Source organism: Natroniella sp. ANB-PHB2 (assembly GCF_046097105.1).
Classification (GTDB): Bacteria; Bacillota; Halanaerobiia; order Halobacteroidales; family Halobacteroidaceae; genus Natroniella.
In genome coordinates, this window is sequence record NZ_CP175562.1 from 2,105,243 (window position 1) to 2,130,227 (window position 24,985).

Here is a 24,985-nt window from a genome sequence, read left to right on the forward strand (position 1 = left end):
TCTTTCAGAATGAAAAAGCTCCCTCATGTCATACCGAAAAAAACAGATATCAATGCTTCTTAGCTAAAAGCCAAGCTCCAACTCCCGCAAAAACAATATTCTGCAACCAAGCCCCTAGCCACGGAGCAACCGTCCCTGCTTGCCCTAAAGCTGAACCCACTGTCATCAATACATAATAAATAAAAACAACAATAATACTCAAACCCAGTCCGATTGATGAACCAGAGCGATTAGGTTTTAAGCCTAAAGGTGCCCCTACAATAGCAAAGATAAAAGAAGCAAAAGGAACTGCATAGCGTTGATGATAGATAATTAAGAGTTCACTGACATCCCGTCCTTCTTCCTCCATTTGATCAATATGTGTCCGTAGCTCACCTAAAGTCATCTCATCAGGGTCGGTACCACTACGTGAGACATCACCAGGATCTCTACTTATTTTATCTTGCATATTCAACCGTTCAAACTCAGTCTGAGGAACTCGACCATCATTTTCAATTCGATAAATCTTACCATCAATAAACTGCCACTGCTCCTCTAGCCAAACAGCCTCTTTAGCTTGAATAATCGTAACTAGCTCTCCATCCTCAAAATCCTGCCAGCTGACCCCCTCTAAGGTCTGAGTTGCTCCATCAAATTTATCGGCTACCAGGACAAAATCCAGCCTGCCAGTACTAGAGTCAACCGGTGCTATCCGTAGATTCCTTTGAGTAGTTGGGCGCTGCTCTCCCCGTCTGATCTCCCAGACTAGATCCTCATAGACTTGAATACTGAGTGGAACTAAGCCATCACTTAACCAAACAGTCACACCACTGACTAAAAAAGCTACAATCAAAACTGGAATAATCAATTTGGTAAAGCTGATCCCACCTGCTTTTAAGGCTGTAATCTCACTATCACCAGATAAACGACCAAAAGCTAACAGAGTAGCTAATAACATAGACATCGGAAAGGTAAAAATGATAATTTGGGGCAGACTTAAAAAGAACAACTGGGTTACAGTCCACAAAGAAGCACCATAATCCATCATCAGCCCCGCCAATCTCCTTAAGACATCTGAACCGATAAAAATACTAGTAAAAGCAAATACACCAAAGAGAAAAGGCTGAATCAATTCGCTCAATATATAGCGATATATAATCTTCATCTAATTGCGCACCTCACATTACATTTTAAATTTCTCGCCTAAATAGAATTTCTTAGCTAACTCACTATTAGCTATTTCGTCAGAAGTGCCTGATAATAGTATCTCACCTTGGTGCATAATATAAGCCCGATCAGTAATAGCTAAAGTTTCTCGGACACTATGATCTGTAATCAGAACACCTAAGCCTCGCTCTTTTAAATGAGAAATAATCTCTTGAATATCACTAACAGCTATCGGATCAACCCCTGCAAAAGGTTCATCCAATAAGATATAGTCTGGATCGGCAGCCAAAGAACGGGCTATCTCTACCCGACGCCGTTCTCCTCCCGACAGCATATAACCTTTTTGGTCTCTGACATACTCAATATCAAACTCAGCCAACAACTGCTCCATAATCTCTTGATTATCCTCTGGACGATCGATCATCTCCAAAATAGCCATTATATTCTCTTCTACTGTCAACTTTCTGAAGACAGAAGCCTCTTGGGCCAAATAACCAATTCCCTTTCTGGCCCGCTTATGCATCGGTAATTTAGTAATGTTATTACCATTTAACTCAATCTTACCAGAATTAGGGCTTACTAATCCAACCACCATATAAAAGGTAGTCGTCTTTCCTGCTCCATTTGGCCCTAGAATTCCTACAATCTCACCTTGATCAACCTTAAAGTTGACCCCATCTACTACATTCTTGCCATCATAAGTTTTAATCAGATCAACTGCTCTAATCGGCATTAATTATCACCCCTCTGCCTACCAGGAAGAATTAATTTCGTCTCTCCTCTAGCCTCCATCTTTCTGGTTGTTAGATCAAATACAATCTCTTGAGCATTCATCTTCTGCTCGCCCCGCTCAGCTTTAACATTACCAGTTAGAACTACCTGCTCACGTTGGTGGTAAAATTCGAGTCGCTCTGCATAAGCTACAAAATCATCCTTTTGATCTTCAAGATAGACCTGATCGATAGCTGTAAATTGCTCAGCAGCTAGATCAAATTCAAATTGTCCTGCTGTAATCAATAATCCATCAGCTTCAACCCTAGGATCTCCTTCTAACCTTCCTTGTTGAGAGTGGTTATCATAGATTAAATAGTCACCAGCCATCCGCTGTTGTTGCTGCTTAAAGACTACCTCTCCTTCAGCTTCTAACTGCTCTAACTCTTGATTAGCCATTAGCTTTTGTGTCGTTAAGCTAACTTCCCCTTCTCTAAAACTGACATTGCCTTTAGCAGTTACTTCTCCTTCTAAATCATCGATAATTAATTCATCTGCTCTCAATTCTATCTCTGGCTGTTCTCCTGCTAATACCGCTGTAACCATTAAACAGAGTATAATTGTACTGATTACCCCAATTAAATACTTATTCATTCATTTCACCTACTTTTTGAGTAATTGCCTCTACCTCACCACTGAGCCTTAATCTTCTCAGATCTATTTGACTGACAAACTGCTCTCCAGTAATCTCCATACCTGATTGTTTAAGTAATACATTTCCTTGTCCAATCAATTCATTCCGTACCTGATTCCAATTTAAGCTATCAGCTTGTAATAACTTATCCTCATTCTCAATCGTAATTGGCCCAGTAAAAGAGAGATGGCCTGTTTTAGGATCAAAATCTCCTTTAGCTGCCCTTAATCTGGTCTGCTTAACCCCATCTTCTGAAATTTTAGCCTCAACCTCTTCTAAGACAACCTGCTCTGGCTCTATAAATTGTTTAATCGCTTTGGCCCCTAACTCCCATTTAGTAGCTTCATCATCACTATATAATGTGATCATAGCATCCTCTAATTCTACTTCAGCCACTCTCTCTTCTCTTCCATCATCTCGCACAGGCTCTGGTGTAATTCTGGTCTCTTCTTCAGCTGAATTATCGATTAATAAGACTGCTGCTCCAATTGCTATCGCAATTACCACTAGCAGAATCACTTTTTTATTCATTAATCAGCCTCCTCAGGCCTAGTCTTCCATCTTCGATGTAACCATAACCACTGCTTAGGATACTCTCTAACCTTTCTTTCTAAAGAAGAGGTCAACTGTTGTAGCTTAGCCTTTTGTTCCTGAGCAGTTGCATCTTTAGCAACTTTAAGTGGTGGCTCAATCATCAATCGATACTGATTTAACCCCTCTCGAACGAGATAAACAGGTAAAACTAAAGCACCAGTCTTTTGGGCCAACACAACTGGCCCTTTAGGTGTCGATGCCAATCGAGAGAAAAATTCAACAAACTCCCCTTTACTATGAGCATCCTGATCACCAAGGATCAATAAACACTCCTTCTTTAATAAAGAGCGAAAGGCCTTCTTAACCCCCCGCCCCTTCTTATCATAAACATTGGCCCCACGTTCTTCTCTAATCTGTAAGATCTCCTGGTTAATCTTAGGATTTTGATACATCCGAGCAATTGCATTCATAGGATACCCCAATATAGTTAAATAAATCCCCAATAGCTCCCAATTACCAAAATGGCCTGTAAATAAGATGACTCCTTGCTGCTGTTGATAAGCTTCTTTGAGATATTCCATTCCTTCAACCTCTATCTTTTGCTCAAAATCATTTTCTGTCCAACTCTCCAAGCCTAAAATTTCAACAAACTTTACCGTCAAATCTTGAAAGACATCTTTAGTCAACTCTTCTGCTTCTTTAGTAGAATAATCAAAAGCCAACTTAATATTTTTAACTGCTAACTCCCTACGCCTTTTAGCCAGATGAAAAGCTAAACTACCAACTAATTTAGCTAGCCAACAACTGACTCGATTAGGTAGCAAATTAACAACTCTTTTAAATGATTTAAATGATAAATACCCGATCCAATCTCCCACAAAACACACCCCTAACTAGAAGTTCATTTAATATTTAATATCTAACATTGAATAATTTAAACCAAAAAAAACAACTGAAATTTATTTAATATTTAATATTGAACACTGAATAATTTAAACCAAAAAACAACTGAAATTTATTTAATATTTAATATCTAACATTTGAATAATTAATAAATCAAAACAAAAAAACTTAAGATCGCTTTAATATTAAATGCTTTTGAACATTTAATTTTTTATTATTAAATATTAAATATTCATTATTCAATATTCAATGCTCTTTCGTCCTCCACCGTTTATAAAACCAGCCCCATTGCTTAGGATACTCGCAAATCATCCCTTCTAATGAAGAGGTCAACTGTTGTAATTTATCCTTCAGTTCTTGCTCATCTGACTCTTGACTGACATATATAGGTTCTTTAATCACCATTCGATATTGATTTAATCCTTCTCTTACTAAATAAATCGGTAAGATTGGACTGCCTGCTTTTTGGGCCAACACAACTGGCCCTTTAGGTGTCGATGCAGGTTGTCCAAAAAAGTCAACAAATAACCCTGCCTCCCGTGCATCCTGATCACCTAAGATTAAAAGTAATTCTCCTTTTAGTAAGGATTTATAGGCTCTAGCAACACCTTTAGTCCCAATATCAAAGACGTTGGCCCCTCTACTGCTTCTAATTTTTAATAACTCTCGATTAAGAATATTATTCTTTTGGTTTTTGGCCAAAGCATTGAGAGGATATCCTAAAGCTGCAAAGTAATTCCCTAAAATCTCCCAGTTGCCTAGGTGTCCTGTAAATAAAACAACTCCATTCTCCTGCTGATAAGCCTCTTTAAAATAATGAAAACCTTCGACAGTAACTCTATTTTTAAAGTCTTCTTCCTGCCAAGCTTCCAGACATAAAACCTCACCTAACTTAAGACCAGCATCTTGAAAAACACCTTTAGCTATCCCTTCTGCTTTCTCTTCAGAGATTGCTAAAGCTCTCTTTAAATTATTAACTGCCCTTTCTTTTTTACTACCAACAAGATAATTAGCTAGTGAACCTATCCCTTTAAAGATATCATAACATATTTTAGGAGGTAATAAATTAGCAATTTTTTTTATAACTATAAATATTAAGTAAAGCAATTTACATTTCACCTTTTCTGCCTCCTAACTCTTAACTTTGATCATTGACTTCTCGTGTGAAATTAAAATTTCATTGATATATAGTTTCACTTTTAAAATTAAAATCCTCAACCAATAAACTTCAAAATCAGTTTCGAGAGGGCTAAAAACCAGCCCTTCCTCGACTAAATTTTTTTACTGCAAAAAAATTTAGGAAAAAAACCTAAAAACAAAGGAAAATTAAACTCGCAACCCAAGCTAACTACCTATTTCAAATTAAATTCATTATTTATTTTAAATACAATTGCTGTTAAGGAATTTAATTACAGAATCTATGCTCAGCTCAAACAAAATTTTCCTAAAACCTAACTAATTATAAATCATGAGGGATGTTTTACAGTGACATCTAGATTTTTTCGTCTAGCTTCTTGATAAGTCGAGAAATAAATAAGAGTATGAATTAGCTAATTTCCCTACTTTTAAATTAGCTAGCTCTTATTTATTCGCAGACGAATCTTAGAAGCTCAGAAAAAATCTTTCAGAACGAGAAATCTCCCTTATGGTTCTAAGCAAAAGTTACACATAATTGTAATTTAATTCATCTTCAGTCACCAATCACTACTTCGATCGCTTCCCTAACTGCCCCTTGTCCACCTGCTTTATTTGTCACATAATCTGCTACTTCCTTAACCTCATCAACTCCATTAGCAACCGTCATCGCCAAGCCGATCTCTTTTAAAATCACCAAATCATTTAGATCATCACCGATATAAGCCACTTGCTCTACAGTTAAATTATACCGCTCTAATAACTGCTTCAACACCTCTAATTTATCTTTAACCCCTTGATGAACCTCCTCTAATCCTAACTCAGCAGCCCGTCGGGTAACAGCTTCTGACTTACGACCAGTAATAATTGCTACTTCAATTCCTGCTTCCTGGGCCAACTTAATACCCAATCCATCATGGACATGAAAGCATTTAAACTCTTGGCCCTCACTACCTAAAATAATCCGACCATCAGTCAAAACTCCATCAACATCGGTAATGAACATCTTAATCTCTTCTACTTTCTCCTTTAAATTACTATTCATCCTTTTGATCACCCTATCGTTATTTATTTAATATTTAATATCTAATATTGAACAATTGAAATCAAAAAAGCAACTGACTTTAATCTTTAATCTTTAATCTTTAATCTTATTCATTATTCATTATTCAATGCTCTTAAAGTATTCAATATTCAATACTCTTAAAGAACGCCTGCTTTAAGTAAGTCCTGAAAGTTAATCAATCCTAACGGCTGGCCTTGCTCATTGGTGACCGGTAGAGCACTGATCTCTTGTTCTTGCATAATCTTTAATGCTTCGGCTGCTAACTTATCAACAGTAATCACTGTTGGATTTGCAGTCATAATCTCTTTAGCAGATAAGTTTAACAAGTCAGAAGAATCTTCTAACTGACGTCTGATATCTCCATCAGTAATAATTCCAACTAATCTACCATCTTGATCGACAATATTAGCTGCTCCCATTCTAGTAGAAGTCATCGTAAATAAAGTCTGTTTTAAACTCGTCTTCTGATCTACTATTGGATTCTCTTCTCGGATATTAAGTACATCTTCAACGGTCAATAATAATTTCTTACCTAAGCTACCCCCTGGATGATACAAAGCAAAATCTTCCGGTTTAAAGTCCCTCACATGTAATAAAGAGACTGCTAATGCATCACCTAAAGCCAAAGTAGCTGTCGTGCTAGCTGTAGGGGCCAAATTTAGCGGACAAGCCTCCTCTTCTACACTTGTATTTAAAAAATAATCAGCATTCTCTGCTAATGTAGAAGCCACTCCTCCAGTCAAAGCAATAATCTGAGCACCAATCCGTTTAATTACAGGCAAGATATTGATTACCTCTTTTGTCTCTCCACTATTAGATAGAGCAATTATAATATCTTCTTTAGTAACCATTCCCAAATCACCATGAATCGCTTCCGCCGGGTGAAGGAAGAAAGAAGGAGTTCCTGTACTGGCCAAAGTAGCTGCTAGTTTCTTAGCTATCAGACCTGACTTACCCATTCCAGTCAAGATAACTCTTCCTGAACAGGCTAAGATAAGCTTAACTACCTCTACAAAATCCCCATTAATTGAATCGCTCAATTCTTTAATTGCTTCTGCTTCAATCTCTAATGCTTTTTGTGCTTGACGTTTGATCTCAATTGCTTCTATGTCAGCTAGCTCCTTAGGAATCATCTATTTATTATCCTCCTTTAACTACTTGATCGATTGCTTGAGCTTGGATTAAGATTTCTTCTAAATCATCAATTTGTACCATATTCGCTCCATCACATAAAGCTTTTTCAGGTTGATCATGAACCTCCATAAATAAGGCATCAATTCCTGCTCCTATTGCTGCACGAGTCAAGTAAGGAACATATTCTCTTTCACCTGCTGAAGAATCTCCTGCTCCCCCTGGTAGTTGAACACTGTGAGTAGCATCAAAGACGACTGGATAACCGGTCTTTCTCATCCGTGGCAATGATCTCATATCAACTACCAAATTATTGTAACCAAAGCTAACACCCCGTTCAGTTAATAATATCTTCTCATTGCCTGTACTTTCAATCTTTCTTACTACTTGATCGATATCCCACGGAGCCAAGAATTGGCCCTTCTTAACATTAACTAATTTACCTGCCTCACCTGCTGCTGTTACTAAATCTGTCTGACGGGATAAGAAGGCTGGAATCTGAAGAATATCCAAGACTTCTCCAGCTACTCTAGCTTCCTCAACTGAATGAACATCAGAGATAACTGGCACTTCTAACTCCTGCTTAATCCGCTCTAAAATCTTCAACCCTTTCTCTAAACCTGGCCCGCGATAAGAGTCAATTGCAGAGCGGTTAGCCTTATCATAAGATGCCTTGAAGACATAAGGAATTCCTAAGCGAGTAGTAATCTCTTTAACCTGCTCCCCAATCCTTAAAGCTCCTTCTTCACTCTCTAAAGCACACGGCCCTGCCAACAAGACAAAAGGTCCTCCATTACCAAATCTAACTTCTTCATTTAAAATAATCTCCTTGACCATCATAATCCCCCTCATTCTTAGTGATTAGTTACTAGTTAGCATTCTATCTTTGCTTGCTTTTATTTTTAAACTATTTATTATTAGTGTAAGTTTATGTGAATTCGTAGTCCAAGTTTTTGATCTTTTAATCTTAAATTATTAAATATTAATTATTAATTGCCCTTCTAACTCTTTCCAAGTCTTCCGGTGTATCAACCCCAATTGCTTGATATTCAGTCTCAACTACTTTGATCCGATAACCATTCTCTAATACTCTTAGCTGTTCTAATGACTCTTCTTTTTCTAATGGTGTCTGTTTCATTTCCGTATAGTTAAGTAAAAAATCACGACGATAGACATAAAGCCCAATATGCTTATAATAATTCAGTCCAGTTGCTTGGCGAGGATAAGGGATCGCTGCTCGAGAAAAATAAAGTGCAAAACCATCCTGATCAGTTATTACCTTAACAATATGTGGACTTTCAATCTCTTCTTGCTCAGTAATTTTATGTTTTAAAGTACCCATCTGAATTGTAGAATCATCTAATAAAGGTTCAACTGCTTGATCGATCATCTTAGGATTTAATAATGGTTCATCCCCTTGAACATTTACAATTATCCCTGTATCTAAATTTTGAGCAACCTCAGCTAAGCGATCAGTTCCTGTCTGATGTTGCTTAGAAGTCATTTCTACCTGACCACCAAAATCTTCAACTGCTTGATAGATCCGTTGATCATCTGTTGCTACAATCACTTGATCTAAGCTATCAGCTGCTATAGCTTGTCGATATACATGCTCAATCATAGGTTGTCCAGCAATTTCTTTTAACGGTTTGCCCGGTAACCTAGTCGAAGCATAGCGGGCTGGTATGATTCCTGTCACTTGCATCTTGCCACCTCCATTTTAGAGACTAAATCAGAAAATTTATTCTGTGAATTAATAATCTTCATTTCAATTCCTAATACATCAAAATCTATCCTCTCTTGCCCAATCTCAGCTACTAACTGTGGTTTAATGCTAACTGCATCCTTTTCTGTTGTGATAATTCGATCAACATTAACTTCACTAGCCAAGCTAAAAATTTCAACAATTTCATCTTTAGAATATTGATGATGATCTCTAAATCTAATCTGATCTACTACCTCTGCTCCTAAATCTACAAGGGTCTGCTCAAAGGATTCAGGGTTGCCAATTCCAGATACTGCTAGTGTCTTCTGATCTGTCAAATCAACTTCCTGCTTTCTATCACTAACTAATTTGCGCAAATAAGTCGGCTGATGTTTAGTTGTAATAATTGTAGCTGCTGGATTAATCTCAATCAATCTATGTTTAATCTCAGTCAATTGGGACTGCTTAATTTGATCAGATTTAGTCAATAAGAAAGCATGAGCTCTATCTAAACTGCTTACTGGTTCTCTTAATAACCCTCGTGGTAACAACTCTCCATTATCAAACGGATTAGTAGCATCGATGACTACTAAATCATAATCCCTTGCCACTTGCCAATGTTGAAACCCATCATCTAAAATAATAAAGTCAGGCTTAAATCTCTGCGAAGCATAAGTTCCTGTCTGCTTACGAGCCGGGCCAATAATAACTGGCACCTGGGGTAACTCCTTAGCTAACATAAACGCTTCATCTCCTGCTTGTTTAGCATCCATTAAGATCGATTTGCCATCCGATACTACTCCAATATCCCCAGAAAAATCAGCTTTATAACCTCGATTCAAGATCACAACCTGATAGTCTGCTTCTAATAAAGTCAAGGCTAATAATTTAACTAATGGGGTCTTACCTGTACCCCCAACTGTAATGTTACCGACACTGATCACTTTAGCAGCTAAGACTTTTTCTTTTTTAAAACCCCATTGATATAACTTCTTTCTAATAAAAATACCTACACCATAAATTTTAGAAAGCAGCTTTAATATAATCAACAAAATATGAGCAACAATCCCAGTCTTATTACCTTGGACTACTTCAAGCAAATAATCTTCTACTCCCATTTATTGATCACCTAATACCTTTTCAGCAGCTTGACCTGCTTGATTAATTTTTTGTCCTAATAACCTTTGATAGTCTTCAATTTCTACATTCGATAATTTATCTTCTTTAATCTCTAATCCTGCTCCATATACTAAAGCTGCTTTACTGAAAGGAGCAGGTAACCAGAAATGATCCCAACTACTAAAGATCTTCTTTTTAGTATAGGAAACTCCGATAGGTATTATTATACTATCCGTTTTCTGGGCCAAATAAACAACCCCCGGCTTAACTTGATGAATTGGCCCTCTTGGCCCATCAGGAGTAATGGCTATATGCTTTCCTTGGCGTAGCTTTTTAACCAATCTTAGTAGTGAACGAGCTCCACCACGAGATGTTGAACCTCGAACTACCTCCCAACCTAACTTCTGTAACAACCGGGAAATATACTCTCCATCGCGGCTTTGACTGGCCAAAGCAACATAACCTTGATCACGAAAATGATAACTAGGTAGCCATAACTGTCCGTGCCAAAGAGCAAAAATAATTGACTTATCACCAGCTAGTAACTTATTTACTCTCTCTTCTCCTCGAACCTCTAATCTGAGGCTTGAATTGATCATTCTAGCCAGTAACAATGCCAAGTTAGGAATTAATTTTAACTTTAGCTGCTCCTTCATATTATCACCTGCCTTTATCTTAATGTGCAATTAACAAAATGTACATTAAGAGCCTGTAAATGCCTTTGATTTTAAAAAGTCGGTCTTTAACTGTAAATTGTAAATTATACATTGTCCGTTATAGCTATTTATTAAACTGCACCTCATATAGATTACGATAGACTCCATCTTCTTCTAATAGCTGTTGATGAGTACCAACTTCAACTATCCGACCTTCTTCCATTACTACAATCTGATCAGCATCTAAGATAGTCGATAAACGATGGGCAATCACAAAGGTTGTCCGCTCTTGCATCAATCGATCTAGAGCCTCTTGAACTAAGGCTTCTGACTCTGTATCTAAAGCAGAAGTTGCCTCATCTAAAATTAAGATCTGTGGATCTTTTAAGATAGCTCGAGCAATAGCAATCCGTTGCTTTTGGCCCCCTGATAAGCCACTACCACGCTCACCAATTTCAGTTTCATAACCTTCAGCCAACTCCAAAATAAATTTATGAGCATTAGCAGCTTGAGCAGCCTTAATAACTTCCTGCTCACTAGCTTCTAAATCACCATATAGAATATTCTCCTTAATCGTTCCACCAAATAAGACCGTCTCTTGAGGAACAATTCCTATCTTATCCCGTAATGAATCTAACTTAAGATTTTTGATATCGATTCCATCTAATTTGATCTGTCCTGCTTCAGGATCATAAAAACGAGGTACTAAATTAACTAAGGTAGATTTTCCAGCTCCACTAGGGCCAACCAAAGCTACCATCTGACCTGGCTCAACCTTTAAATTGATACCCTCTAAAGCCAATTCATCACCATCATAACTGAAATTGATATCTTCAAATTCAATAGTCCCTTCTATCTGCTCTATCTTTTGAGCATCTTTATGCTCTTTAATAGTAGGCTCAAAATCCATAAATTCAAAGATTCGTTCTGCAGCAGCTAAAGCCCGCTGAATAGTCCCTGATAATTTGGTTAATTTTCGTAATGGAGTCGTCAAATATAATAATAAGGTAAAAAATCCTGTCAACTCACCAGGGCTCATATGTCCAATCATCACCTGACGTCCTCCATACCATAAAACAACAACAAATGAAATCTCAGCTAAAAATTCAGTAACTGGGGATAATACAGCCTTCAATTGTGAATGTTTCATGTTGGCCCTGAAATTACTATAATTTAACTCCTCAAAGCGTTGATATTCATAATCTTCACGCTGGAATGATTTAACAACTCGCACCCCACTAATCGTCTCCTGTAAGATATCAGATACATCAGCAATCTTAACTTGAGCTCTCTTACTGACCTTTCTAATCCGCCGATTAAAATAATCAATAATATAAGCAATCAAAGGAAAGAGAATAAACGCAAAAGCACTCAACCGCCAATTATCATAAAATAACTTACCTACTCCACCAACCACTTGAAAGATATAACTGAAAATACCGATTGCTCCTGAAACAATAGCTCCCTCTAAAATACCAACATCATTGGTCACTCGAGACATAATTCTTCCTGTCTTATGCTCAGCATAAAAATCCAATGATAAGTTCTGTAAATTATAATAGAGATCATTTCTTAAATCCTTGACTACATTCTGTGAGACATAAGCAGTTAAATACTTCTGCCCATAATAAAAGATAGCTCGCGAGAAGAAGATAAAGAACATAACTACAATCAATAGATTAAGATCTGCCATTCCAGCTTCATGCTCGTAAAGACTACTAATAATTGAATCCATAAATCTACCAAACTGCTCAAAAAAGAAGATCGAAACTGCCGCATTCAATAACATACAGATAATCCCTAATACTAACCGTCCTTTATATGGTTTAAGGTACTTTAAAACTCTTTTAGCTAGTTCCATTCCTGATACCCCCCGTAGCTAAAACCAAATTAGCTACTCGCTTAATTGCTCCTTCATCTCCTAGTCGTTTAATCACTTGAGCTAATTCTTCATTGATCTTCTCTTGTTTAGATTTTGAATTTAGAATCTTTAGAGCCTCATCCGCTATCTTAGCTCCTGTTACATCACCTTGTAACAACTCAGGTACAATCTCCGCTTCAGCAATAATATTAGGCAACCCAACATAAGGTATCTTGACTAATAATTTACCTAATAGATAAGTGGTCAGTGATGTCTTGTAGATAATTACCATCGGTGTCTTAAAGCAAGTCGCTTCTAAAGTAGCAGTTCCTGATGCAGTTAATAAGAGATCAGCCACTTTCATCACCTGATAAGATTGACCAGTAATCAACTCAACCTCCAAATCATACTGCTTGATTTTTGCTTCTAAATCAGAATTAGAGACTGTATCTGCTACTGGTAATAAAAATTTAAGCTCTCCTTGGTAATCTTCTTCTAGTTGGCAAGCTGCTTTTAACATTGGTTGTAATAGTTGATCAATCTCCTGTTGCCTACTACCAGGTAAAATGCCAACTATTGTCTGTTCAGAGGATAATTTGTAATTTTTACGAAATGATGTAATATCCAAGTCAGGATCAACAATATCTAAGATCGGATGTCCAACAAACTCTACCTCAGCTCCTGCCTGACGATAGACCTTCTCCTCCATCGGAAAGACAGAAGCAATCGTAACATCACGCTTAGCCATCTTCTTGGCCCGCCATTGGCCCCAGACCCAAGCTGAAGGAGCAAAGTAATTAACAGTAGGAATACCACACTTTTGGGCTACTTTGGCCACCTTCATATTGAATCCTGAATAATCAACTAATAAAATCACTGCTGGTTCTTCCCGCTTCATTGCCAGCTCCAATTTATGAAGTATTTGATACATCAACTTCAAATGCTTAGCTGCTTCTACAAATCCAATCGTGCTCAATTTAGTAGGGTCATATAATAACTCCACTCCAGCTTCAGCCATTTGTTGGCCCCCCATACCAACAAACTCTAAATCATGGTTTAACTCCTTTAATTCTTTAACGACTCTAGCAGCATGCATATCACCAGAAGCTTCTCCTGCTACCACCATTACCTTTTCCATTAAATCACCAACTTCTAAGTTCAGTATACAATTTAAAATTGACAGTTAAAAACCTCTAAATTAAATTATTAAAATATAACTCCTAAATCTTTTGTCCTTCTTTTTTTAGTTCTAACTATCAATTTATTTCTAACTTCTCTGCCGATTCTTCTGTCATTGCTACTATTGAAATCCCTGCCTCTTCCGCTCGTTTGATAAACTCCTCCTGGTCAACAATAAAAGTCTCTCGAGCTTCAATTATCAATCCTGCTGCATCTACCTCAATCAAATTCTCTAATGTTTCTAAACCTACTGTTGGAATATCAAATCGCTGATCCTGCTCAGGTTTACTAACCTTAGCTACAACTACTTTACCTCGACCCAACTGACCTCCACGCAAGATAGCTTGATCAGTCCCTTCTATTGCTTCCACAGCCATCACTGCTCCATCTTTGACGACTACTGTCTGTCCTATATCTAATCGACCAATCTCTTTTGCCTGCCTAAAACCTAATTTCATATCATCTAAAACCTCTGCTTGGGGTTTAATTTCAGTTAGGACTCCCGGCTGAGGAAATAACTCAGCAATGAACTTAGTCTGGTCACTAACTTTAATTCCTGCTTTAGCCAACCTATCTACAATCGCCAACATAATCGCATCATCATTCTTCTCATCCAGTTGGCTTAACAGATTTTTAAACTCTTGATCCAATTTAAGACCCTGAAAAAGTAACTCCTTGGTTACCTTGCCTAACATTACAACTTGATCTACCTCTTCATTCTGTAAGGTAGTAATAATTTCTTTTAATTGGCCTACATTAATCTGATGTGATTTATCTACAATTTTGTTCAACTCATCACTTGCTGCTTCTGGAGTAACAGTAATTACTACTAAATCTATTCCTTGAGCAGTAGCTGCTTGAGCAAATAGAACGGGCAAATTACCATCACCTGCTATCAAACCTAATTTAGCCATACCTAACCCCCTCGGTGAAACAATTAATATCTAATATTTAACACTTAATAGTTGAAATTCAAAACCCTAAAGTATATAATTCCTTTTAAGTGGTTTCAAACTATTCATTATTCAATATTCAATATCTTACCGACAGATGCCACGTTGAGCATTACGTAAAAATCTTAAGAAATGCTCGACCATAGGACTACTATCCAATTCTTGATCCATCTTTTCGATTGCTTGTGACATATTTAAATTAGAACGATAAAGAATTTTATAAGCTCGTTTAATCTTGCGCCTTAATCCAGGTTCAACTTCATTTCTTCTTAATCCAACAACATTGATACCACTGACACTGGCTGGATGTCCATCAACCAAAACATAAGGTGGTACATCTTTAACTACCTTAGAGCCAGCCCCTACCATAGCCATCTTACCAATTCTCACAAATTGATGAACTCCAGTTAAGCCAGCAATTACTGCTGAATCTTCAACGATTACATGTCCTGCCAAATTAGCAGCATTTGACATAATAATATTATTACCTAATTGACAATCATGAGCTACATGGCAGTAAGCCATAATTAAATTATCATCACCGACCTTAGTTATTCCACCACCTGTTTCAGTTCCACGATGAACTGTAGCAAATTCTCGAATGGTATTCCCATTACCAATTTCTAAATAGCTCTCTTCCCCTTTAAATTTCAAATCCTGTGGCTCTTGACCGATTGACGCTCCATTAAAGATTTTATTATTTTTCCCTATTTTAGTCCAGCCTTTAATTACAGCATGTGCTCCAATTTCAGTTCCTGAATCGATCTTTACATTCTCTCCAATGACAGCATACGGGCCAATTTTAACATCTTTAGCAATCTCTGCTCCAGATTCAATTACAGCTGTCTCATGAATGTTATTAAGCTGTAAAACATTATTATTCATCATTTCTCCCCCCTATCTAATTATTTATCTTGGATTGCACAGGTTAATGTTGCTTCAGTTACTACCTCATCATCAACAAATGCTTTAGCTTCTACTTTACCAACCTTACCCCTTAATTTAACGATCTCAACTTCAATAATTAATTGATCCCCAGGTTGAACAGGCTTTCTAAACCTAACATTATCGATTCTACCAAAATAAGGAACCTTATCTTCAGGCTTATCTACTGATTTTAATAAACCAACACCAGCCACTTGAGCCATTGCCTCTAAAATTAGAACACCAGGCATGATTGGATGTCCAGGAAAATGACCATTGAAGAACTCTTCATTTGTTGTTACATTCTTCAACCCGACTACTTTTTCTCCTTCTATAACCTCCAAAATTCGATCAACTAATAAAAATGGATATCTATGTGGTAAAACATTCTTAATCTCAGTAATATCTAACATGATAACTCCTCCTTAGTAATTAATCCTTTTATTCTTTTAGCTAATTCAAAATTTAACTCATGTCCAGAACGAACAGCAATAATATGCCCTCTAAACTCTGGTATTAACTTCATATCTCCTACAATATCTAAAATTTTATGCCTTACAATCTCATTACTGAAGCGTAGTTTATTAATAGGGCCATCATCAGCAATCAAGATAGCATTATCAAGACTGCCTCCCAAAGCTAGACCTGCCTTCTGCAATTTCTCTACCTCATGTGCAAAACCAAAAGTTCGTGCTGAACTGATCTCTTCATTAAATACTTCTTTAGAAATAACATATTCAGCAAATTGATCGGTCAATCCTTGATGGTTACTTACAAAAGTATAACTAATCTTAAATTGATCACTTGGTAATATAGTCAAATACTGACCACCTTTTCTCACATATAGCGGCTGATCAATCTGATAAATTGTTACTTCCTCTTCTTGCTCTTCAACCCCAGCCTCTTGTAAGAATTGGCAAAAGACTTTAGCACTCCCATCAGTAACTGGAGGCTCATTAGCATCTATTTCAATTAATAGATTATCTATTTGAAAAGCACTTATTGCTGCTAAAAAATGCTCTACAGTATTAATTTGCCACTTATCAGTTCCCAATGTAGTACATCTTATGGTTGAATATACATTTTCTACAGTTACCTCTAACTCAGGCTGCTCTGGTAGATCAACTCTTTTAAATTTAATCCCTTGATTAACTGCTAAAGGCTTACAAGTAATTGTTACATCTTCACCAGTATGAAGACCAACTCCTGTATAACTAAATTTTTTCTTGATTGTCTGCTGTTTCCTCACCAACCTACTTCCTCCTTTTGAACTCTTTACTAATTCAATAAAGCTTGTTATTTTCCTGCTTATTGACTTGAGTTTAATAATACTCCATTAATCTTTTATACTTTTGACCGACTTCAGACTGGGGAGCAGCAAAGATCTCAGCAGGACTCCCTTGCTCTACAATCTTACCTTGATCCATCAACAAGATCAAATCAGCAACCTGTAAAGCAAAGGATACCTCATGAGTTACAATAATAATTGCTGTATCCTGCAAGTCAGTTAACTCTTCAATAACCTCTAGTACCTCTCTAACCAAGATTGGATCTAAAGAAGCAGTCGGTTCATCTAATAACAATAAACTCGGGTCGATCATTAACGCCCGGGCAATTCCTACACGCTGCTTTTGACCCCCGCTCAACTGCTCAATAGAACTATTAGCCTTATCTGCTAACTTAACCTTTTCTAAAACCTGTAATGCCTTCTGCTCTAACTCTTGCTTACAAGCCTTAGCTTCAGTCTTAATCATAGGCAAAATAATATTTTCTAACACTGTCAGTCGATTGATTAAATTAAAGTTCTGAAATACAAAACCAATCTCTTTTCTTAGCGAGAGTAATTGTTGTTCAGGCAACTCTAAGACTGGAGTTCCTTTAAAGATAATCTCTCCACCATCAGGCTCAGTCAAGCGATTAATACAGCGAATTGTTGTCGATTTACCACAGCCACTTGGCCCCATAATCGCAACAGTCTCTCCTTTATTCACCTTAAAATCGACTCCAGTTAAAACTTGAGTTGGCCCATAACTTTTAGTTAGGTTATTGACTTGTAACATTGTTTCCTCCATTAAAAATAGACCTTCCTCTTATTTAATAGTTTTAATAATCCAGGCTTACTAGTAGGAATTATAATTTCTTGCATAATTTGAGCATAATTAAAGCCAAAAGCTTGACCTGCTCTAAATTCATTTTGTGAAATTTCATTCATTGCCTTAGCTTTTTTAGCTGCTATAATCCCTAATACCCCACCTACTAAAAAGCTAATATAGAAAGGAATATATGGTATTTCAGCTCCAGTTAAATAAAAGGTAACTCCTAATGAACTGGCTCCTATTAAGAATCCATAACAACTACCTAAGTCAACCCATTGCTTTTTATTCTGAGCACTTTCAATCAATCTAATAGCATTAATCAGTAGAGTTTGATCAAATAACAAAGAGAATAAAATAGAAATTATCGCAGTTAAAGCCATTAATAATGTCTTAACCTCGCTTAAAATCTGATAGATCTGCCCTCTCAGATCAGGATTGATAATCCCTACTTGTGAGGTATAAGATGATAACCCAGTTCCTAACTCCTGCTCAACTATAAGTTCAGCACCTTTTAAGTCAGCTTCAACAGGTACTAATAAGGAAATTTCTGCACCGGGAATAACACTTCCTGATAAATGCTGATCTATTAAATCAATACTGCCAGTAATCTCTTCATCTCTTAGTTTTGGCAAAGCTTGCTGAATATATTCCAACTCTTCAACAATTGCTTCAAAATCCAACCTCTGTAAACTTGCTACCTCTTTTTCTAATTCAGCTAAGTCAAGTGCTAAAGATTGCTGCTGAACCTCATTTAATTCTGTAAATAAATCACCAGTTGTCAAATCAGCTACTAACGCTTCAGCTCGCTCTTCATCTCCAGCTTCTAAATTAGCTAATACCTGATTAACTGTTATAATATCCTCTTGCCAAGAAGTCACTTCAGTCAATAATGGATTGTACTGATCAATGACTTCTATAATTTCAGCTGTATTATTATCGACCCTTCTTTCTAATTCAGCTAGATTAACTATTAACTCTTCTAATTGCTGTCGATAAGGGCTGGTCGGTTCTAAGTTATTACTTTGCATTCTCAATTCAGTTTGCGTTGTTGCTAAAAAATCTTGGAATTCGATAATTAAGCTTTGGGCATAATTTAATCTATTAATTAAAGTAACTAAGTTAGCTAAATTATCTTCTAAACTCTGCAAAGTACTCTGTAATTGTTCAATCTCAAACTCTCCTTGCCCAAACCCATCTAATCTAGTAGTTAAATAATTAATCTCTTCTACTGTTTTCGTTAACTCTTCAAAAGCAGCAATAACCTCCATCAACTCAGTCAATAAATTATCAGTTCTAGCAAAAACAGCATCTAGTTGTGGAACCAGTTTAGACATTTGCTCCACAGCATAGGCTAGCTCTTGACGGGGGTTATTAATTTGTAAACTACCTGCTTTGGATCTTAACTTACCATCTGCTAATTGATAAGCGCTCTCCCCTAAAACCTCAGTACTATCTCCAGCAGTTATGACTGCTCGGGCCAACTGACCATCCAGTTCAGTTACCCGTAAGATAACCTGCTCTTGATCTTGAGCAGGAATAGCAAGTTGAGATCCTAGATTTAAATCAGCTTCATCTTCTAACTCAATCTCAACTACAGTAGCATAACTATCTAAGAAGTTTTTCATCTCACTCATCGTCTTGACTAAAGAATCTAAATCACTAAAGTCCGTCTTTGTAATATTTTCAGCCTCAATTTGATATTCTTCATTAACTGCTCCTGCCAGTTGATCACCTAAAGCCAACAAATTTTCTGCTTGTTGATCAATTGGAAACCGAACTGTCAAGACTTGATATTGTGCCATTAAATCCTCTACTTTTTCTTGCACAGATGGTAATAACTCAGCATCTGTCACGATAACCTCTAATTTATCACCATCAATAAATGAAAACTCAACTCCTGATAAGGCTTTAACTTTTTGCTGTAAAAATTGACCACTATCTGCTTGTAAACCTTGGACTGTAATCCGTGGTTCAGTCATCAGTGATAAATTGTTATATCCAGGTAAACCTTCAAAATAATCATTTACCCGAGTATAAGTCTCTTGGTTTTGATATTGATCAGCCAATTTGATGAAAAAATTGGTTTTTCCTGCTAACTCAATCCCTGTAACTAATTCAGAACCATCTAATTTAGTATCAATTACCTCTTGTGCTTGTCTTTTAGCCTCTTTTTTTAAATCTTTATCAACAATCAGTGCCAAATCATACTCTCCATAATCTCCAAGTAGTTCATTGACTGTATCTCCAAAATAAAAATCGGCTAAATTCCCTACAACTAACGAAAGTAATGTGCTAACAATAATCGTTACTACAAATAAAAGAATGATATCCTTCCCAAAATTAGATCTTAGAAGAAGCATTTTTTTCACTCCTATCCTCCCCTATTATAACATTCAAAGAAAGGAGGAGTAAACAAAATCCTTCCTGTAATTAATGGATTGAAATGAATTAATTACTTAGTTTTATAATAATTAAGTATTACCTTCTAGGATATTATAACAAAAAAAGTTAGAGAGCACAATTTAAACTCTCTAACTCCTAACTTTAAAGCTCAAATTCTAATTTAACATTTTCTGTAGCATCAAAATCACCTGTTTCTAAATCTATTACAAGCTTTTTGGCCTGTAACCATTGACCATCTTCTCTAACTACAACATTATCTGTAATAATAATCTCATTTTTAGTAGCTTGATAATCCAGTTTCTCACCTTTAATTTCCTGTCCATCATAGATTATAAATAAATCACCCCTAGCTAACAGATCATCACTAGCCGTCAAAATTTCTAGATAATCAGCTCTTAAGTCTAATAACTTTCCTTCTTTTTCTGTTTTAAGCCGTACCTCATCCTCAACAATCAATAGATCTTCCTGTAATTTTAAGATTAACTGTTGGCCCCAGATCTGATCGCCATCTATCTGCTCAAGGTAAACATCGTCACTAAAGACAAGCTCTTCTGTATTACGGTTCATCTCTAAATGCTCAGCGGTAATTTCATCTTCTTGATAAGAAAAATATATATCCCCTCTAGCTAAATAGATCTCTTCTTCTTTTAAATAACGGAGTTGCTCAGACTTTAATGTCCCTTCTTCTGCATCAACAACAGATGTAAATAGTAGCAACAATAATAAGATGATTATCGATTTATTCTTCATCATTGTCAGCCCCTTCAAAATTAAAAGTCATCTCTACTCCAGCTTTAAAGTCAATTATCTCTTCTGTCAAATCAACTATCATTCCTCCAGCAGACAATTGACCATCATTAAACAGATAAATTACTGAACTATCCGTTCTAAACTTTTGATCCTCTGCTAGCCAATCTAACCTTTCAGTCTTAATTTCTTGGCCCATACTCTCTTTTAATTGGACATTCCCTCTTAATTCTAAGTTCTCACTCTGCTGATCATAAATCAAACGTTCTACAGCTAAATTATACCTAACTTGCTCCCCTTCAAAAAACTTTCCCTCTTTAACTTGATGAGCAACTATTCTTTCTAACTGCTCTTCATCAGTAGCTAGTGGTTCTATAACCTCCTCTAAGAGTAAATCCCATCTCCGATCTCGATCTAGATAACTGACAACTCTTGCTTCTTTAATTTTATGTTGATAATCAACTTGCTCTCCTTCTTCCTCCTCACCCTCTAAAAATACTACTAAACTGAAACCTAACATAACTATAATTACTAATAAATACAAGCTAGTCCGTTTCATCAAGTAGCCCCCCTAAATCTGTATCAAATAACATTCCTTCTCCTTCACTACTACCAAATTTTAGCTCTTGTTCAGGAAAAGCTGTTATCTGGTACTGTAACCAGACTTCTTGGTCAAGATGATCATAAGATAGAGTCAACTTTCGGCAATGAAGATCCTTTTCCACTGCCAGATTAGCAGTTATAAACCGACCATTAGGTTGATCATAACTACTATTTAACTTAATATTCCACTGCCCTGTTGTCCAATCTAAACTATTATCCCATCTGATCATTTCTAAATCATTCAGATCTAAGCGAAGCCCTGTTTGGTAATCGAGATTATCTTTTTCCATTTTGAAGGTAGTAGCAAATTGTTTAAATTTTCCTTTGTTTAAGTCATAAGAAAGTATATTCTCTAGTTGATACTCTTTACTAAATTGATAGTTTAAGCTCTGTTCTAAATCATCATACCTTTCGGTCAAAAAATCATATCCTGTTGTCACTTGGAATCTACTTCTACCTTGACGCCATAATAATCTCTCATCTAGCTTGTGGCGGTCATTAACTGTCGAGAAACTATCTGGAGCCATTCCCTGGACTGTCTGATACCGATAACTAAGTCGATTAGTCCAATTTTCTCCTAGATCACTGAATAGGTTCAAGTCACTATCATAAGACCAATGAGCATAATCTTGATCATAGATATCCTGTCGAATAGATTGCTGATAATTAAGGCGATGGGCAGAAGTTAAATTTAAATTATCCTGATAGCTACCTTCAAAATAACCATGTTTCTTTGTATCTTTCCAGTTTAGTTGATAACGATTACTACCTCCTAAACCCACTTCCAAATTAGTCAAATAATCCACCCCCAATAACCGAGCAGGGGCCAACTCCAACTCAAATTTAGGCAAATAATAACTTTTAACCTCTTTAGTATCACCTTGTATATCAGCCTCAATACTCCAGTCATAGGCCCTTTGCTTCTCAGTTAAGCCAATAGCAGTATCATACTCTCCATACTCATGTTGCATAGCAGTCTCATAATCAAGATCTAATTCATAATCAAGATAGAGATCATTTGTAAAATAAGTCCGATAATCAGCTTCTAACCCATATGAATTAAGGATCTCCTCTCTTTCAGTATAACCATAATCAAGACCGATTGCTAAACGATCATCATAAAAATTATCTCTCAACTTATCAAAACTCAATCCTAAATCAAAGCGATGTTGATAACTTTGATCCTGCCTGTAACCTATCGTAACTTGGTTGGCCCAATTATCAAATTCAAGAGATTGATCAAAATCAAGATCAAACCAAGTACCATGTTGAGGATTGGTTAAGTAATTAAAATAATGATTTTGATAAGCTAAATTAAAGTTTCGCTCACCATTATCTAACTTTATCTTCCGATCAAGCTCTGTACTAACCCAAGGTCCATAATCTTGCTCACGTTTGTCATCTTCTAAATAAAGATAAAGGTAAGCTTGCTCATCTTCGTGAGAGCGATAATAATGCTTAAATCCTCCAGCAAAACCCATTTTGCTAAAATAATCGAGATATAATTGGCCAAAATCCCCTTCTAATGCTGAAGCGGGCCAATTCTCATAATCAGAACCTAAATAATAATTATATGTAGTCTTAATAAACCAACCTCTCTGCCTACTATAACCAGCCTGAGGATAAAAGCCAGGCTCGTGATCCCGTAATGAGTAGACTACTATTGGTAAATAAAACAATGGTAACTTACCACTCATTTCCCAAAAGACAACATGCTTAGCTATAATTCTATCACCAGGGTAAATAACTAAATTGTTAGCCTTGAAGTAATAATGGGATTTTTCACGATCACACGTTGTAAAGTAAGTATCTCTCGTTTCAATCTCTTCTGGGTTATAGTTAACCTCGGGACTCTCCAAATAAATCGGTTCCTCAATATTAGAAGCAATAACTATCCCTTCCCCTTCAACCAAGATCCCCTGTTTAGCTTCTAAATCATGCTCTAAAGATTCAGCATTATATTGGCCATCTCCTTCTTTAATCTTGACCTCACCGGTAGCTATTAATTTGTTTTGGGCTAAATCTATCTCCATTTCATCAGCTTCAATCTTCATCTCACCAGTCACCAAATAAGCAGATCCAATAGCTTTAATCAACTGCTCCTCTCGAAAATAAAGCACCTGATCAGCCTCAAGATTGACTTTTTCTTCTGTTGCTAAGGCCACTGATGAGGAAAGTAAAACTATAATTAATATTAGATAAAATCTGTAACTAATAGCTTTGATTGCTACTCCTCCTTTCTATATAGTAACTAGTAATTGGTGACTGATTAAAGCAATATATAACTTAAGTAAAGTAATTTTTCTTGACCAATAGATAAACTCCTACCCCACTGACCAAAAAGTTAGGAATCCAAACTGCTAAAAAAGGATCAACAACTCCATTTCCACCTAACGAACGAAAGATAGAGATCACAGCAAAATAAATAAAGATAATAATAATACTGACTATAATCCCAAAAAGTCTACCTTTTTCAGAACCGATACTCAATGGAGCACCAATCAAGACAAAGATCAATGGTAAAATAGCCTCTGCTAATTTAAAATGGTACTCTACCAACAAGCGATTAGTCTCAATCCCAGCTTTTGTAAATAAAGCTATCTGTTCTCGTAATTGCTTACGATTCATTTCACTTGGTTGTCTGCTATTATATTGATAAAACTGTCTGAAATCACGCCCAACTTCTACTTCTAAATCTATAAAACTATCCCTTTTGATTAAATAACCATCAGTATCTAATTTACTGATTACTCCTTCTTCTAGCAACCAGCTATCTTCTGTAAAACTTCCTTCTCTAGCAGTAATTATTCGCTCCTCTTCTCCTTGCTGATAGATCATAACTTGCTTTAATTGTTGCTTTTGGTCATCAACTTTTTCAGCATAAAAGTAGCGATCTGATCCTCCTCTAAAAAGAAGATCAGTATAAACCCCCGGCTCCTTATCTTGATGGACCTCTTCTTGTACTATCCGTTGGTAATTAGTATTGGCTTGAGGCACAATCTCTTCATTCAAAGTATAAATTATGGAGCTAGCCACTATTGCTAGAGCTAATAATGGATAAACTAAGCGAACAAAGCTAATTCCTCCCATCTGTAAAGCAGTGAGCTCATTATCCTTAACCAGCCGACCTAAGGATAAAATAGTAGCTAACAAAGTTGCTATTGCAATACTCTGTACTATAATAGGAGGTAAACGGTATAATAATAATCTAGCTACAATTGAAATCGGAACTTCCCGAATAATAATAAAATCAGTCAGTTGAAACAAATATCCACTCAACATTACTATCACTAATGCAGCTAAAGAATAAAGACAAGGCTTTAAGAACTCTAAGATCAGATATCGATCAGCTATTTTTAATCCTTTCATAACCATCCCCACTCCAAGTTATTGCATTTAATATTTAACATTTAATATTGA

The 24,985-nt window shown here is 36.3% G+C and carries 24 protein-coding genes; all 24 read right to left on the bottom strand.

Going from position 1 to position 24,985, the window contains the following annotated elements; genetic code table 11:
- Window positions 1-49: 49 nt before the first annotated feature.
- The gene (locus ACKF5P_RS10460; protein ID WP_408955142.1) at window positions 50-1,144 is read right to left on the bottom strand and encodes an LptF/LptG family permease; all 1,095 of its coding nucleotides are present in this window, start codon (window positions 1,142-1,144) and stop codon (window positions 50-52) included.
- Between the two features lie 18 nt (window positions 1,145-1,162).
- On the bottom strand, window positions 1,163-1,879 hold the full coding sequence (gene lptB, locus ACKF5P_RS10465) for an LPS export ABC transporter ATP-binding protein (RefSeq protein WP_408955143.1): 717 nt from the start codon (window positions 1,877-1,879) through the stop codon (window positions 1,163-1,165).
- A complete protein-coding gene (locus ACKF5P_RS10470; protein ID WP_408955144.1) occupies window positions 1,879-2,511 on the bottom strand; it encodes an LptA/OstA family protein in 633 nt (210 codons plus the stop codon). Before ACKF5P_RS10470 ends, lptB begins: the two co-directional genes overlap by 1 nt.
- Window positions 2,504-3,082: an LPS export ABC transporter periplasmic protein LptC gene (gene lptC, locus ACKF5P_RS10475; protein ID WP_408955145.1), complete on the bottom strand. Its 579-nt coding sequence runs from the start codon at window positions 3,080-3,082 to the stop codon at window positions 2,504-2,506. The genes ACKF5P_RS10470 and lptC (ACKF5P_RS10475) overlap by 8 nt, the downstream gene beginning before the upstream one ends.
- The gene (locus ACKF5P_RS10480; RefSeq protein WP_408955146.1) at window positions 3,082-3,963 is read right to left on the bottom strand and encodes a lysophospholipid acyltransferase family protein; all 882 of its coding nucleotides are present in this window, start codon (window positions 3,961-3,963) and stop codon (window positions 3,082-3,084) included. The genes lptC (ACKF5P_RS10475) and ACKF5P_RS10480 overlap by 1 nt, the downstream gene beginning before the upstream one ends.
- A 271-nt stretch (window positions 3,964-4,234) precedes the next feature.
- Entirely contained in the window at window positions 4,235-5,107 is an 873-nt protein-coding gene (locus ACKF5P_RS10485; RefSeq protein ID WP_408955147.1) for a lysophospholipid acyltransferase family protein, read from the bottom strand.
- A 571-nt stretch (window positions 5,108-5,678) separates the two neighbouring features.
- Complete coding sequence (locus ACKF5P_RS10490) at window positions 5,679-6,167, bottom strand: KdsC family phosphatase (RefSeq protein WP_408955148.1); 489 nt, start codon at window positions 6,165-6,167, stop codon at window positions 5,679-5,681.
- A 158-nt stretch (window positions 6,168-6,325) separates the two neighbouring features.
- Window positions 6,326-7,321, bottom strand: coding sequence for an SIS domain-containing protein (locus ACKF5P_RS10495; RefSeq protein ID WP_408955149.1), 996 nt, complete (start codon window positions 7,319-7,321; stop codon window positions 6,326-6,328).
- A gap of 7 nt (window positions 7,322-7,328) precedes the next feature.
- A complete protein-coding gene (kdsA, locus tag ACKF5P_RS10500) occupies window positions 7,329-8,156 on the bottom strand; it encodes a 3-deoxy-8-phosphooctulonate synthase (protein WP_408955150.1) in 828 nt (275 codons plus the stop codon).
- A 145-nt stretch (window positions 8,157-8,301) separates the two neighbouring features.
- Window positions 8,302-9,024: a 3-deoxy-manno-octulosonate cytidylyltransferase gene (gene kdsB / locus ACKF5P_RS10505; RefSeq protein ID WP_408955151.1), complete on the bottom strand. Its 723-nt coding sequence runs from the start codon at window positions 9,022-9,024 to the stop codon at window positions 8,302-8,304.
- A complete protein-coding gene (lpxK, locus tag ACKF5P_RS10510) occupies window positions 9,015-10,142 on the bottom strand; it encodes a tetraacyldisaccharide 4'-kinase (protein WP_408955152.1) in 1,128 nt (375 codons plus the stop codon). Before lpxK ends, kdsB begins: the two co-directional genes overlap by 10 nt.
- The gene (locus ACKF5P_RS10515) at window positions 10,143-10,799 is read right to left on the bottom strand and encodes a lysophospholipid acyltransferase family protein (protein ID WP_408955153.1); all 657 of its coding nucleotides are present in this window, start codon (window positions 10,797-10,799) and stop codon (window positions 10,143-10,145) included.
- Between the two features lie 124 nt (window positions 10,800-10,923).
- The gene (locus ACKF5P_RS10520; RefSeq protein ID WP_408955154.1) at window positions 10,924-12,660 is read right to left on the bottom strand and encodes an ABC transporter ATP-binding protein; all 1,737 of its coding nucleotides are present in this window, start codon (window positions 12,658-12,660) and stop codon (window positions 10,924-10,926) included.
- On the bottom strand, window positions 12,647-13,798 hold the full coding sequence (lpxB, locus tag ACKF5P_RS10525) for a lipid-A-disaccharide synthase (protein ID WP_408955155.1): 1,152 nt from the start codon (window positions 13,796-13,798) through the stop codon (window positions 12,647-12,649). The genes ACKF5P_RS10520 and lpxB overlap by 14 nt, the downstream gene beginning before the upstream one ends.
- A 118-nt stretch (window positions 13,799-13,916) precedes the next feature.
- A complete protein-coding gene (locus tag ACKF5P_RS10530) occupies window positions 13,917-14,753 on the bottom strand; it encodes an LpxI family protein (protein WP_408955156.1) in 837 nt (278 codons plus the stop codon).
- 126 nt (window positions 14,754-14,879) lie between these two features.
- Window positions 14,880-15,680, bottom strand: a complete 801-nt coding sequence (gene lpxA, locus ACKF5P_RS10535) for an acyl-ACP--UDP-N-acetylglucosamine O-acyltransferase (RefSeq protein ID WP_408955157.1) — start codon at window positions 15,678-15,680, stop codon at window positions 14,880-14,882.
- A 17-nt stretch (window positions 15,681-15,697) separates the two neighbouring features.
- Window positions 15,698-16,129 (bottom strand): 3-hydroxyacyl-ACP dehydratase FabZ, encoded by a 432-nt coding sequence (fabZ, locus tag ACKF5P_RS10540; protein WP_408955158.1) that lies wholly within the window; start codon window positions 16,127-16,129, stop codon window positions 15,698-15,700.
- On the bottom strand, window positions 16,123-16,965 hold the full coding sequence (lpxC, locus tag ACKF5P_RS10545; protein ID WP_408955159.1) for a UDP-3-O-acyl-N-acetylglucosamine deacetylase: 843 nt from the start codon (window positions 16,963-16,965) through the stop codon (window positions 16,123-16,125). Before lpxC ends, fabZ begins: the two co-directional genes overlap by 7 nt.
- 73 nt (window positions 16,966-17,038) lie before the next feature.
- Complete coding sequence (locus ACKF5P_RS10550; protein WP_408955160.1) at window positions 17,039-17,776, bottom strand: amino acid ABC transporter ATP-binding protein; 738 nt, start codon at window positions 17,774-17,776, stop codon at window positions 17,039-17,041.
- 11 nt (window positions 17,777-17,787) lie between these two features.
- Window positions 17,788-20,172: a hypothetical protein gene (locus ACKF5P_RS10555; protein WP_408955161.1), complete on the bottom strand. Its 2,385-nt coding sequence runs from the start codon at window positions 20,170-20,172 to the stop codon at window positions 17,788-17,790.
- Between the two features lie 184 nt (window positions 20,173-20,356).
- Window positions 20,357-20,968: an LptA/OstA family protein gene (locus ACKF5P_RS10560; RefSeq protein ID WP_408955162.1), complete on the bottom strand. Its 612-nt coding sequence runs from the start codon at window positions 20,966-20,968 to the stop codon at window positions 20,357-20,359.
- The gene (gene lptC, locus ACKF5P_RS10565) at window positions 20,955-21,521 is read right to left on the bottom strand and encodes an LPS export ABC transporter periplasmic protein LptC (protein WP_408955163.1); all 567 of its coding nucleotides are present in this window, start codon (window positions 21,519-21,521) and stop codon (window positions 20,955-20,957) included. The genes ACKF5P_RS10560 and lptC (ACKF5P_RS10565) overlap by 14 nt, the downstream gene beginning before the upstream one ends.
- Window positions 21,508-23,685 (bottom strand): LptA/OstA family protein, encoded by a 2,178-nt coding sequence (locus ACKF5P_RS10570; RefSeq protein WP_408955164.1) that lies wholly within the window; start codon window positions 23,683-23,685, stop codon window positions 21,508-21,510. The genes lptC (ACKF5P_RS10565) and ACKF5P_RS10570 overlap by 14 nt, the downstream gene beginning before the upstream one ends.
- Before the next feature lie 166 nt (window positions 23,686-23,851).
- Window positions 23,852-24,934 (bottom strand): LptF/LptG family permease, encoded by a 1,083-nt coding sequence (locus ACKF5P_RS10575; RefSeq protein ID WP_408955165.1) that lies wholly within the window; start codon window positions 24,932-24,934, stop codon window positions 23,852-23,854.
- Window positions 24,935-24,985: the final 51 nt, after the last annotated feature.